Here is an 11,932-nt window from a genome sequence, read left to right as displayed (position 1 = left end):
CGCCCACCTGACCGCGCTGCGACGCACGCGCGTCGGCGGCTTCCCGCTCGATGACGCGCTCACCCTGGACGAGCTCACCCGCGCCGTGGAAAACACACCGACGGGGGAGGGCGAGGAACCGGTGCTCCCCCTGATTCCTCTGGGGCGCGCCGCGCTCGACATGTTTCCGGCGCTGGCCCTGACCGAGGCCGAGGCCGGGGCGTTGAGCCACGGGCAGGCCCCCAGGCGCTGCCGCGGTGAGTTGGCGCAGTGGGCGGCCGAGGTCGGCTACGCCCCGCAGGCCGCGCCCGAGGAGGAAGCCGCGCCGATCGCCGCCGTCGCGCCCGACGGCACTGTCCTGGGCCTGCTTCGCATTGATGCCGCTCGCCTGCGTACCGTCCTGGTTTTCTAGAAAGATACTCATGAACGTTTGGTATTCCCTCTCTGACATTCCCGGCAACGAGGCCAGTGTCGTCACCATCGGTAACTTCGACGGCATGCACAACGGGCACAAGAAGGTCGTCTCCACCTGCATCGAGCGAGCCCACAAGCTCGGCGTCGACGCCGTGGCCATCACCTTCGACCCTCACCCCATTCAGGTACACAAGCCCGAGGTGGGTCTCCAGCTGATCTCCCCGCTGCGCGACCGCCTGGACGCGATGGCTGCCGCTGGCCTGGACGCCACCCTCGTCGCCCACTACGACGCCAGCGTCTACAGCCTCGAAGCCGAGGAATTCGTGTACGAATACCTGGTCGAGCGCTGCGGTGCGCGCGAGGTCGTCGTCGGCGAAGACTTCCGTTTCGGACGCGGCAATGCGGGCACGATCGACACGCTGCGCGAGCTGGGGAGCCGCTACGGTTTCGGCGTCATCACCGTCACCGACATTGAGGCTCCCGAGGGACGCCGCTGGTCCTCGTCCTGGGTGCGCGAGCTCCTGGCAGCCGGCGACGTCGCAGGCGCAGCCCGCGTCCTCGGCCATCTCCACCGCATCCGCGGCACCGTCTGCCACGGCTTCAAGCGCGGACGCACCCTCGGATTCCCGACCGCAAACCTGTCCGAGGACGTCGAAGGCGTCATCCCCGCCGACGGCGTGTACGCCGGCTGGGTCGTGCGAGCCGTGCCCGGCACCCAATCCGCCGAGTTCCTCCCCGCCGCTATCTCCGTGGGCACGAATCCCCAGTTCAACGGAGAACAACGCACCGTCGAAGCTCACGTCCTGGGCCGCTCGGACCTCAACCTGTACGGTGAACGTATCGCGGTCACCTTCGTGTCGCGCATCCGCCCCATGCTCTCCTTCGACTCCCTTGACGGGCTGCTCACCCAGATGGATGACGACCTGCGACAGACCGCCTCCGTCCTCGGCATCGGTGTCACCGGGCGCGTCGACCCGGACTCCGTCACCGCCCGCTAGGTGCCGCCTTCCGGATCCCGGCCTCGGCGCCGGCCGTCGACGAGCGTCCGTGCAGGTGGCGGGGGAGGGGAGCGGGCCTCTTTCCTGCCCGACAGAATCGTTACCTTCGTCGCTCACGCGCGATCTCGCATCCCGGACGTGCTACTGTAGAAAAGCCGTCGATCGGCCGCGGACTGTCAGCATCCGGGACAAGCCCGGGTGCCCCGCGCAACGAATACAAAGGAGAAGCCTGTGCCGCTGAGCAAGGACGTCAAGGACCAGATCATCGCCGAGTACGCGACCCACGAGGGCGACACCGGTTCCCCCGAGGTGCAGATCGCGCTGCTGACCCGCCGCATCAAGGATCTGACCGAGCACTTCAAGACCCACACGCACGACCACCACTCCCGTCGTGGCCTGCTGCTGCTGGTCGGCCGTCGTCGCCGCCTGCTGGGTTACCTGGCTGACATCGACATCGAGCGTTACCGCTCGCTCATCGAGCGCCTCGGCCTGCGCCGCTGATTTTGGGCCGGCCCGCCTCCCGTAGCGGAGACGGGCCGGTTTTCACACGCCCACCTCGGGCAAACCGTAATTTTTCGCGCGAAAACCGCCGGTTTTCGACAGTGGCCTCCGGAGCGTTGATCCGTGGGCTTCGATCGAAGGCCGAAGTGGAGCGCGACACCACCAACCCAAGGAGAAACGCCCCATGATGGAAGGCTCCGACATCGTCGCCGCAGAGGCGATTATCGACAACGGCCGTTTCGGCAAGCGCACCGTGCGCTTCGAGACCGGCCGTCTCGCCAAGCAGGCCGCCGGCTCCGCGCTGGCCTACCTGGACGATTCCACCACCGTTCTGTCCGCCACCACGGTCGGCAAGAACCCCAAGGACCAGTTCGACTTCTTCCCGCTGACCGTCGACGTCGAAGAGCGTCAGTACGCCGCGGGTCGCATCCCCGGTTCCTTCTTCCGCCGCGAAGGCCGCGCGGGCACCGAGGCCATCCTGGCCGCGCGCCTCATCGACCGTCCGCTGCGCCCCGGCTTCGTCAAGGGCCTGCGTAACGAGGTTCAGGTCGTCGAGACCATCCTCACGATCGACCCGGACGACGCCTACGACGTCCTGGCGATCAACGCAGCGTCCATGTCCACCCAGATCGCCGGCCTGCCCTTCACGGGCCCGATCGGCGGCACCCGCCTGGCGCTCATCGACGGCCAGTGGGTCGCGTTCCCGCGCTGGAGCGAGCTTGAGCGTTCCGTGTTCAACATCGTCGTCGCGGGCCGCATCGTCACGAAGGAAGACGGTTCCGAAGACGTCGCGATCATGATGGTCGAGGCCGGCGGCGGCAAGAATGAGTGGGAGCTCATCCAGGCCGGCGCCACCGCCCCCACCGAAGACGTCGTCGCCGACGGCCTCGAGGCCGCTAAGCCGTTCATCAAGGCCCTGTGCGAGGCCCAGCTCAAGGTGGCCGAGAAGGCCTCCAAGGAGACGGCGGAGTTCCCGCTGTTCCTGGACTACACCGACGAGGAGTACGCGGCGGTCGCGGAATACGCCGCCGAGAAGGTCGCCCAGGCCCTGCTCACCGAGGGCAAGCTTGCCCGCGACCAGGCCGTCGACGCCGTCAAGGAAGAAATGCTTGGCGCCCTGGCCGAGCGCTTCCCCGAGTCGGAGAAGGCCCTGAAGGCCGCGTTCCGTTCGCTCGAGAAGGCCACGATCCGTAACCGCACCCTGCGCGAAGAGATCCGCATGGACGGGCGCACCCCGCGCCAGATCCGTTCCCTGTCCGCCGAGGTCGAGGTCCTGCCCCGCGTGCACGGCTCCGCCCTCTTCCAGCGCGGTGAGACCCAGATCCTGGGCGTGACCACCCTGGCGATGCTGCGCATGGAGCAGCAGATCGACAACCTGTCGCCCGTCAACTCCAAGCGCTACATGCACCAGTACAACTTCGCCCCCTTCTCCACGGGCGAGGTCGGCCGCGTCGGCTCCCCGAAGCGCCGCGAGATCGGCCACGGTGACCTGGCCGAGCGCGCCCTGGTTCCCGTCCTGCCCTCCCGCGATGAGTTCCCTTACGCGATCCGTCAGGTCTCCGAGACCATGGGCTCCAACGGCTCCTCGTCGATGGGCTCCGTGTGCGCCTCGACCCTGTCCCTCCTCCAGGCTGGCGTGCCGCTGCGCGCCCCCGTCGCGGGCATCGCGATGGGCCTCATGACCGGCGAGGTCGACGGCCAGTTCAAGGCCGTCACCCTGACCGACATCCTGGGCGCCGAGGACGGCTTCGGCGACATGGACTTCAAGGTTGCTGGCACCCGTGACTTCATCACGGCCCTGCAGCTGGACACCAAGCTCGACGGCATCGACTCCCAGGTGCTGCGCGGCGCGCTGGCCCAGGCCCGCGACGCCCGCCTGGCGATCCTCGACCTGATCAACCAGGCCATCGACGGCCCCGATGAGATGAGCCCGAACGCTCCTCGCATCATCACCGTCAAGGTCCCCGTCGACAAGATCGGCGAGGTCATCGGCCCCAAGGGCAAGATGATCAACCAGATCCAGGACGAGACCGGCGCTGACGTCACCATCGAGGACGACGGCACCGTCTACATCGCCTCCTCCGACGGCGCCTCCGCCGAGGCCGCCCGCACGATGGTCAACCAGATCGCGAACCCGCAGATGCCCGAGGTCGGCGAGCGCTTCGTCGGCACGGTTGTCAAGACCACGTCGTTTGGCGCCTTCGTGTCGCTCACCCCCGGCAAGGACGGCCTGCTGCACATCTCGCAGGTCCGTCGCCTCGTGGGCGGCAAGCGCATCGACTCCGTGGACGACGTCCTGCAGGTCGGCCAGCAGGTCGAGGTCGAGATCAACGAGATCGGCGACCGCGGCAAGCTGAGCCTGCACGCCGTCATCGACGGCGAGGCCGGCGAACTCGAGGTCCCCGAGGGCGAGTCGGCAGAGCCGCGCCGCGAGCGTCGCGATCGCTCCGAGCGCCGCGAGCGTCGTCCCCGTACCCGCACCCGTCGTCGCCGCGACGACGAGCGCGAGGAAGGCGCTTCCGAGGAGTGAGTAGCTCCCGCTAGCTGACGGACCGGTGGCCGGGACGGGGCGCGTGCTCCACCCGGCCACCGGCCCTATTACCGCTACACTGTGAACGTTTCATGCTCATCCACGCGCTGGGAACCGATGAGGAGAAGAATGACACCGAAGCCGCTGCCGCTCGACGTGGCGGGCCTGTCCATCGAGGACGGCGACACGCGCATTGATCGCACCATCCTGGGATGCGGCACGCGCGTCCTGACCCAGACGATCCCCGCGACTAAGAGCGTCGGCATCTCACTGTGGGTGCCCGTGGGCTCTCGCGACGAGGGAGAGCGCACAGCGGGTTCGACCCACTTCCTCGAGCATCTCCTCTTTAAGGGCACGAACAAGCGCACCGCCCTGGACATCGCGGTCGCCTTCGACAGCGTCGGCGGCGAATCGAACGCGGAGACGGCGCGCGAGCACACCGCCTACTGGGCGCGCGTGCGCGACGCCGACCTGAATATGGCGATCGAGACCCTGACCGACATGGTCACCGACTCGCGTTTGGGCGAGGAGGATTTCGCGATGGAGCGCGGCGTCATCCTCGACGAGCTCGCGATGGGGGAGGACTCGCCCACGGAAACCGTCCACGAGGCCTTCCAGCTGGCAGTCCACGGTGACCGGCCCATCGGCCGCCCCGTCGGCGGCACCTCCCAGGCGATCACCGCCGTAGGCCGCTTAGATGTCTGGGAGCACTACCAGGCCCACTATGGTCCCTCCTCTCTGATTGTCGCCGCCGCCGGCCATGTCGACCACGCCCATGTTGTCGAGCGTGTCCAGGCTGCCCTGGAGGCATCCCCCTGGGATCACGTGAGCGCGGCCGCCCCCCGGCCTCGTCGATCGACGAGCGCGACGCCCATCGTCGACCACGAGAAGGACATCACTCGACGCCGCGACGTCACCCAGGCGCACGTCCTCATTGGCTGCGAAGGCCTGTCGGCCACCGACCCCCTCGGCCCCACGATGAGCGTCCTGCTGTCGATCCTGGGCGGCTCCATGTCTTCGCGCCTCTTCCAGGAGGTGCGAGAAAAGCGCGGCCTGGCCTACACGACCTACGCCTTCGATGTCGCTTACTCCGATACGGGCACCTTCGGCATGTACGCGGGCTGCAGCCCCGACAGGGTCGACGAGGTCGAGGCCATCATGCGCGCGCAGCTGGAGGAACTGGCCGCTGGAGGCCCGACCGAAGAGGAGATGACGCGCGTGCGCGGACAGGTGCGAGGCGGCGTCGTCCTGGGCCTTGAGGATAACTGGTCGCGGATGATGCGCCTGGGTCGCTCGGAGATCATCGGCCGCTACCGTCCCATCGACGAGTCCCTGGCCGAGTTCGACGCGGTGGACGCCGCCGACGTGCGGGCCCTGGCCTCCTCCCTCCTCGCCAAGCTGGACTGCCGAGCGCTGGTCCTGCCCCAGGAATAAGACAACGACACGAGGGGGCGGCCCCAGCGCAGGCCCCTGATGACTACAACACACTCGCACTAGGAGACAGACATGATTCGCGTGGCAGTGACCGGAGCCAAGGGCCGCATGGGCTCGACCGTCGTGGCGGCCGTTAATGGAGCCCCTGACATGGAGGTCGTCGCTCAGCTCGACGCGGGCGACCCCATTACCGCCGAGAGCCTGCGCGGCGCCTCGGTCGCCGTGGACTTCTCGGTGCCCGCCGTCACGGAGGCGAACGTGCATGCGCTCCTGGACGCGGGAGTCGACGTCGTCGTCGGGACCACCGGCTGGACTGAGGAGTCCTACGCGCGCGTGCGTGAGCACGCCGAGGCAGCCGGACGCGCGGTCCTGATCGCTCCGAACTTCGCGATGGGGGCTGTCCTGGCCATGAAGTTCGCGGCCATGGCCGCCCCCTACTTCGAGTCCGCCGAGGTCATCGAGATGCACCACCCGGGCAAGGTGGACGCCCCCTCGGGCACCGCGGTCGCGACCGCGCGAGGCATCGCGAAGGCGCGCGCCGAGGCAGGCCTGGGGCAGATGCCCGACGCGACGCAGACGGACGAGCTGGGCAGCCGCGGTGGACGCGTCGAGGGCATCCCCGTGCACGCCGTGCGCTTGCGGGGCCTGACCGCCTCCGAGGAGATCCTCCTGGGCAACGAGGGCGAGCAGCTGGTTATCCGCACGGACTCCTTCGACCGCGTGTCCTTCATGCCCGGCGTGCTCCTGGGCGTGCGCCGCGTGAGTGGCCGCACCGGCCTGACGATCGGCCTCGACCAGGTCATGGGCCTGTGAGTGCATCCCCCGACCGATCGGTGAGGCCCGCTCAGCGCGGCGACGAAGGCGCCATCGCGCGCCTGCAGCTGAGCGCCTGGCGCGTCCTCATAGGAGGGGATGCGCTTGAGGCCCAGGGCATCACCGAGGACATGCTCTCTCGCCGGTGGGAGGTGGCCTTGACTGAACCCCGCCCAGCCGGCAGCGCGGCCCTGATCGCGCTGCACGCCAACACGATCGTCGGATTCGCCTTGGCCGGGCCCGACGAGGCTGGGGCGGGCTCCGCCGAATCGGAGCCGGGTGAGACGGATGGGGGACAGGCCACGCAGGTCTACGAGCTCGTCGTGGACCCGGACTTTCGGCGTGCCGGACACGCCTCGCGCCTCCTGGCGGCCATCGCCGACCTGACGAGCGGGCAGCTGCGCGTGTGGGTCGGCGCGGATGACGAGGAGCGCCAACGCTTCTATTCCTCCGCTGGATTCGCCCCCTCGGGGGCGGTTCGCGCGATCGGCGGCCAGACCCAGCACATGTGGTGGGCGCAGCGCGACTAAGGGCCCACGGGGGAGCGCGCGGTGGTGCGCCTGACGCAGCGTGGACGCCCGGGAACTGGCAGGGGGAGGCTCAGGCAGCCCTGGGTGCGTAAGATGGGGATATGACGAATATTCCTCCGCGCCGCTTCGGCTCACTGGCCGCCGCGATGGTCACCCCCATGACGGCCTCCGGCGACATTGACCTGGTCTCCGCGCAGCGCCTCGCGACTAAGCTGGTCGACGAAGGCTGCGACACGATCCTCCTGTCCGGCACGACGGGAGAGTCACCCACGACTCACCAGCCCGAAAAGAACGACCTGACGGACGCCGTGCGCGAGGCCGTGGGGGATCGCGCGTTCATCCTGTGCGGCGCCTGCTCGAACGACACTGCGCACGCGGTGCGCATCGGTGAGGGCGCTCAGGAGCACGGCGCGGACGGTCTGCTGATCGTCTCCCCGTACTACAACCGCCCCTCCCAGGAGGGCCTGCGCGCCCACGTGCGAGCCGTCACGGATGCGACCGACCTGCCCGTCATGCTCTACGACATCCCGGGCCGCACGGGCATCGCCTTCTCCGACTCGACCCTCGACATCCTCGCCCAACACCCGCGCATCCTCGGCGTCAAGGACGCCACCGGCGACGTCGAGACCGGCGTGGAGCGCATGCACCGCACCGGCCTGGAGTACTACTCCGGCGACGACGGCCTGAACTTCGCGTGGATGACGGGCGGCGCCTCCGGCTTCATCTCCGTCGTCACGCACGTGGCCTCCGCCCACTACCGCCGCATGATCGAGCTGCTCGACACCGACCAAGTGTGGGAGGCCCGCGAGCTGTCCTACTCCCTGCGCCCCCTCGTCCACGCCATTATGGGCGGCGGGCAGGGCGCCGTCATGGCCAAATACGCCCTGTGGCTTCAGGGCGTCATCGACAGCCCGGCCGTGCGCCTGCCCATGGTCGGCATCAGCGACGACGAGATCTCCGCGCTGCGCCGTGCCCTGTGCGTCGCCGGGCTCCTCTAGCGCCGCCCGTCCCCGCCCTGCGACGCGGCCCGGCCACGGCCTCGTCGACGAGACTCCTCGGCCCCCTCGCCCCCAAGTGTGAGGGGGCCGACCCGACTGGGAGAGCCCCCGATGCGGGCAAAAGCACTCTGACGTGGCAGACTGGCACTATGAAGTCTTTGTACGAGAATCTCAGCGAACCCGCGCCCCTCGAAGACGGCGCCCTGCGAGTGATCCCGCTGGGAGGCCTCGGCGAGGTCGGCCGCAACATGAACGTCCTGGAATACCGGGGCAAACTCCTGGTCGTGGACTGCGGCGTCCTCTTCCCCGAGGAAAGCCAACCCGGCGTTGACCTGATCCTCCCCGATTTCTCCTGGATCGAGGAGCGCATGGACGACGTCGTGGGCCTGGTGCTCACCCACGGTCACGAGGATCACATCGGTGCCGTCCCCTACCTGCTCAAGCTGCGCGGCGACATCCCGGTGTACGGTTCCGATCTTACCCTGGCCTTCGTCGCCCCCAAGCTGCGCGAGCATCGCCTCGCGGACCCCGGCCTGAACGTCGTCGCCGAGGGCGACCGCCTCACCGTCGGCCCCTTCGACCTCGAGTTCGTCTCCGTCACCCACTCGATCCCCGACGCGCTCGCGGTCTTCGTGCGCACGCAGGCCGGCAAGGTGCTCATCACGGGCGACTTTAAGATGGACCAGCTGCCCCTGGATCGTCGCCTCACCGACCTGCGGGCCTTCGCTCGCATGGGTGAGGAGGGCGTCGACCTGTTCATGGTGGACTCCACGAATGCGCTGGTGCCCGGATTCATCACGCCGGAGCGCGAGATCGGCCCGGTCCTGGATCAGGTGTTCGGCGAGGCGACCGGCCAGATCATCGTTGCGTCCTTCGCCTCCCACGTGCACCGCGTCCAGCAGGTCATCAACGCCGCCGCCCACCACGGGCGCCGTGTCGCCTTCGTGGGTCGCTCCATGGAGCGCAACATGCGCATCGCGGAGGAGAAGGGGTACCTGTCGATTCCCGAGGGCGTCATTGTGGATCTGAAGGACATTGGCGAGCTGGCGCCCTCCCAGCGCGTCTACATGGCCACCGGTTCGCAGGGCGAGCCGATGGCGGCCCTGTCGCGCATGTCGGTCGGCTCGCACCGCTCAGTTCGAATTGAGCCGGGTGACATGGTCGTCCTGGCTTCCTCGCTGATCCCCGGCAACGAAAACTCCGTGTATCGCGTCATCAACGACTTGACCCGCCTGGGTGCGCGCGTCGTGTCGAAGGAGAACGCGAAGGTGCACGTATCCGGCCATGCGAGCGCCGGCGAGCTCATCTACTGCTACAACATCGTTCAGCCCAAGAATGTCATGCCGATCCACGGCGAGGTGCGTCACCTGGTGGGCAACGGGCAGCTGGCCGTCAAGACCGGCATCGACCCGCAGAACGTTGTCCTGGCCGAGGATGGCGTGACCGTCGACCTCAAGGATGGCGTCGCGCGTGTGTCGGGCGTCGTGCCCTGCGAATACGTGTACGTCGATGGTCGTTCGATCGGCGAGATTTCCGAGGACGAGCTGGCGACGCGCCGCACCCTGGGGTCGGAGGGTTTCATCTCCATCTTCGCGGTCGTCGAGCACGACTCCGGCATGGTGCTGGCCGGGCCGGAGATCCGCGCGATCGGTATGGCCGAGGACGATTCGGTGTTCGAGGAGATCCTGCCCGACGTCGCCAAGGCCCTGAAGGATGCGGCGGCTCCCGGCGGCCAGGACCCCTACGTTCTGCAGCAGGCGATGCGCCGCGTCATTGGGCGCTGGGTTGCGCGGCGCCTGCGTCGCCGTCCTATGATCGTTCCGGTGGTCACCGAGCAGTAGCTCGCCGCCATTGACGAGGCCGTGGCTGCCCTCGGGGGAGCGCGGATAACAGGGAAGGAAAGTCTGTGTCGGGTCGTTTCATTTCGACGCACTCTGTTGCTCTGGTGCTACCGATGCACATCGCGTACATGCCGGATCGCGGGGGTTCCGTGCACGCCGACGCCGCCAGCTCGCGGCCCGGCGGCGGTTTTACGACCCTGTGTGCGGCGGCCGCCATGGGCGTTCCGGCCGCGGCCGCATCGCCCCTGGGCACGGGCCCAAACTCCTTTGCTGTGCGCCAGCAGCTCGTCGAGGCCGGCGTCGAGGTCCTGACCCCCGAACTGGTCGGTGACATCGGCGTCGTCATTCAGCTGATCGACGAGGACGGGACGATGCGATCGGTCGTCACTGCCGGGGTCGAGTCCGAGCCCTCGCGCTCCGCCCTCGAGTGCATCGAGCTGTGCGAGGGGGACGTGGTCCACGTGGCCGCCTCCGACATGACGAACGCGCACGCGGCCGTCGAGCTGAGCGAGTGGGCGGCCGCCCTACCGCCCTTCGTCACGCTGGTTGTCTCCGTGTCGCCTGCGGTCGCCCAGGTGCCCGTCGAGGCCTGGGAGACAATCTTCCCGCGAGCCGATGTCGTCACGATGAACAGCTGGGAGGCCGCTGCCCTGGCCGGCATCCTCGACGCGAACCGTCACGGCTCCACGATCCGCTCCTACCTGCGTCCCGACGCGGCCACCGTGCGCCGCTCGGGCGATCAGGGCTGCGAGCTCCAGACCAGCGCGGATGGCCCCATCATCCACATTCCTGCCTTCGGCGTGCGCGTCGCCGACACCGCGGGCGTGGGGGACACCCACATCGCGGAGATGTGCGCCGGCATCCTTGTGGGCTACGACCTGGAGACCGCCTGCCTCATGGCGAATGCGGGAGCCGCCCTGGCCGTCTCCCACGAGTCCGCGCTGCCCGTGCCCACCCGAGCCCAGGTGGAAAACGTGCTCGAAACCGGCGTTGTTACGAACATCTTGCACTGAGCCCGCGCGGCGCGCCTCCTGCCCGGGAGGGGAGTGGACGATATCGTGGAGCAATCATGGCACAATCGTCTCCACGCTCCTCCTCCGGTAAAGCCCCCGCGCGCCCGCGCACCAAGGCCGGCTCCTCTCAGGCCGGCACCCCCAAGGGCTCGTCCTCACGCGCGTCGGGTGCTCCCGAGCCCACCCAGCCCGGCTTCCTGGCTCGTTTCTTCGCAGCCGTCGCGCGCGCGGGAGTCGGCGCCGCGCGCGCCTGGAAAGCCACGGATCCTCAGGTCAAGCGCGACGCCGCGGCCTTCGTCGCCGTCGCCGCATCGATCGTTATCGCCCTGCGCGAGTGGTTCCAGATTTCCGGCGAGGCCGGGGACGCCATCCACGCTGCCTCCGCGGGACTCGTCGGTATCTTCTCCGTCGTCCTGCCCCTCCTCCTCATCGCCCTGGCCGGCGAACTCGTCTCGGCGCGCTCGGGGCGCTCCGCCCTGCCCCACCACGTGGCAGGCGGCATCGGCATCACGATGGCCCTGACCGGCCTCGTCCACATTTCGCGCGGTAACCCCGGGATGGGGGACGATCCCGGGCTCGACGCGGCGGGAGGCCTGCTCGGCTGGTTCATCGCCCGCCCCCTCGCCCTCCTCCTGTCCGGGTGGGGTGCGGGCGCCCTGCTCGTCCTGCTCCTGGCCTACTCCATCCTGCTGGCCACCCGCACCGCCGTCGCCGACGTTCCGGCGCGCCTGCGTGACCTCGCCGCGCGCCTGAGCGGGGAGCGAGTGCACGGCGACGCCCCGGAGGCGCAGGCGGACTCTGACCCCGCCAAGGAGGCGCGCCGCAAAGGCCGCAAGGATCTGGCCGCCGGCGACGACGCCTTCCTCGACGAATACGATGGG

At 68.8% G+C, this 11,932-nt stretch carries 9 protein-coding genes and 2 pseudogenes; all 11 read left to right on the top strand.

Annotated elements, in window-relative coordinates; all coding sequences use genetic code 11:
- A pseudogene (locus HMPREF1138_RS09110) lies at window positions 1-391 on the top strand (tRNA pseudouridine(55) synthase TruB); the annotation flags it as partial.
- A 10-nt stretch (window positions 392-401) separates the two neighbouring features.
- A complete protein-coding gene (locus HMPREF1138_RS09105; protein ID WP_009059003.1) occupies window positions 402-1,391 on the top strand; it encodes a bifunctional riboflavin kinase/FAD synthetase in 990 nt (329 codons plus the stop codon).
- 231 nt (window positions 1,392-1,622) lie between these two features.
- Window positions 1,623-1,892 (top strand): 30S ribosomal protein S15, encoded by a 270-nt coding sequence (gene rpsO / locus HMPREF1138_RS09100; protein WP_007587851.1) that lies wholly within the window; start codon window positions 1,623-1,625, stop codon window positions 1,890-1,892.
- 184 nt (window positions 1,893-2,076) lie between these two features.
- Window positions 2,077-4,422 carry a polyribonucleotide nucleotidyltransferase gene (locus tag HMPREF1138_RS09095; RefSeq protein ID WP_009058996.1) on the top strand — a complete coding sequence of 782 codons (2,346 nt, stop codon included), beginning with the start codon at window positions 2,077-2,079 and terminating at the stop codon, window positions 4,420-4,422.
- A 129-nt stretch (window positions 4,423-4,551) separates the two neighbouring features.
- Window positions 4,552-5,856, top strand: coding sequence for a M16 family metallopeptidase (locus HMPREF1138_RS09090; protein ID WP_009058998.1), 1,305 nt, complete (start codon window positions 4,552-4,554; stop codon window positions 5,854-5,856).
- Window positions 5,857-5,928: 72 nt separating this feature from the next.
- Window positions 5,929-6,669 (top strand): 4-hydroxy-tetrahydrodipicolinate reductase, encoded by a 741-nt coding sequence (gene dapB / locus HMPREF1138_RS09085; RefSeq protein WP_009059012.1) that lies wholly within the window; start codon window positions 5,929-5,931, stop codon window positions 6,667-6,669.
- Window positions 6,666-7,199, top strand: coding sequence for a GNAT family N-acetyltransferase (locus tag HMPREF1138_RS09080; RefSeq protein ID WP_039937777.1), 534 nt, complete (start codon window positions 6,666-6,668; stop codon window positions 7,197-7,199). Before dapB ends, HMPREF1138_RS09080 begins: the two co-directional genes overlap by 4 nt.
- A gap of 101 nt (window positions 7,200-7,300) precedes the next feature.
- Window positions 7,301-8,197, top strand: coding sequence for a 4-hydroxy-tetrahydrodipicolinate synthase (dapA, locus tag HMPREF1138_RS09075; RefSeq protein ID WP_009059000.1), 897 nt, complete (start codon window positions 7,301-7,303; stop codon window positions 8,195-8,197).
- A gap of 149 nt (window positions 8,198-8,346) precedes the next feature.
- Window positions 8,347-10,038: a ribonuclease J gene (locus tag HMPREF1138_RS09070; RefSeq protein ID WP_039937774.1), complete on the top strand. Its 1,692-nt coding sequence runs from the start codon at window positions 8,347-8,349 to the stop codon at window positions 10,036-10,038.
- Window positions 10,039-10,151: 113 nt separating this feature from the next.
- Window positions 10,152-11,051 carry a PfkB family carbohydrate kinase gene (locus tag HMPREF1138_RS09065; RefSeq protein ID WP_039937779.1) on the top strand — a complete coding sequence of 300 codons (900 nt, stop codon included), beginning with the start codon at window positions 10,152-10,154 and terminating at the stop codon, window positions 11,049-11,051.
- 56 nt (window positions 11,052-11,107) lie between these two features.
- A pseudogene (locus tag HMPREF1138_RS09060) lies at window positions 11,108-11,932 on the top strand (DNA translocase FtsK); the annotation flags it as partial.

Source organism: Actinomyces sp. ICM58, from assembly GCF_000283035.1.
Taxonomy (GTDB): Bacteria; Actinomycetota; Actinomycetes; order Actinomycetales; family Actinomycetaceae; genus Pauljensenia.
The sequence above is the reverse complement of the archived record's forward strand: the minus strand, read 5'-3'. Positions and strand labels throughout refer to the sequence as shown.

Excerpts from the sequence above, each read along its gene's own strand:
- dapB (WP_009059012.1), top strand. The coding sequence starts at position 5,929 with ATGATTCGCGTGGCAGTGACCGGAGCCAAGGGCCGCATGGGCTCGACC.
- HMPREF1138_RS09105 (WP_009059003.1), top strand. The coding sequence starts at position 402 with ATGAACGTTTGGTATTCCCTCTCTGACATTCCCGGCAACGAGGCCAGT.
- HMPREF1138_RS09095 (WP_009058996.1), top strand. The coding sequence starts at position 2,077 with ATGATGGAAGGCTCCGACATCGTCGCCGCAGAGGCGATTATCGACAAC.
- HMPREF1138_RS09070 (WP_039937774.1), top strand. The coding sequence starts at position 8,347 with ATGAAGTCTTTGTACGAGAATCTCAGCGAACCCGCGCCCCTCGAAGAC.
- HMPREF1138_RS09065 (WP_039937779.1), top strand. The coding sequence starts at position 10,152 with ATGCACATCGCGTACATGCCGGATCGCGGGGGTTCCGTGCACGCCGAC.
- HMPREF1138_RS09090 (WP_009058998.1), top strand. The coding sequence starts at position 4,552 with ATGACACCGAAGCCGCTGCCGCTCGACGTGGCGGGCCTGTCCATCGAG.
- dapA (WP_009059000.1), top strand. The coding sequence starts at position 7,301 with ATGACGAATATTCCTCCGCGCCGCTTCGGCTCACTGGCCGCCGCGATG.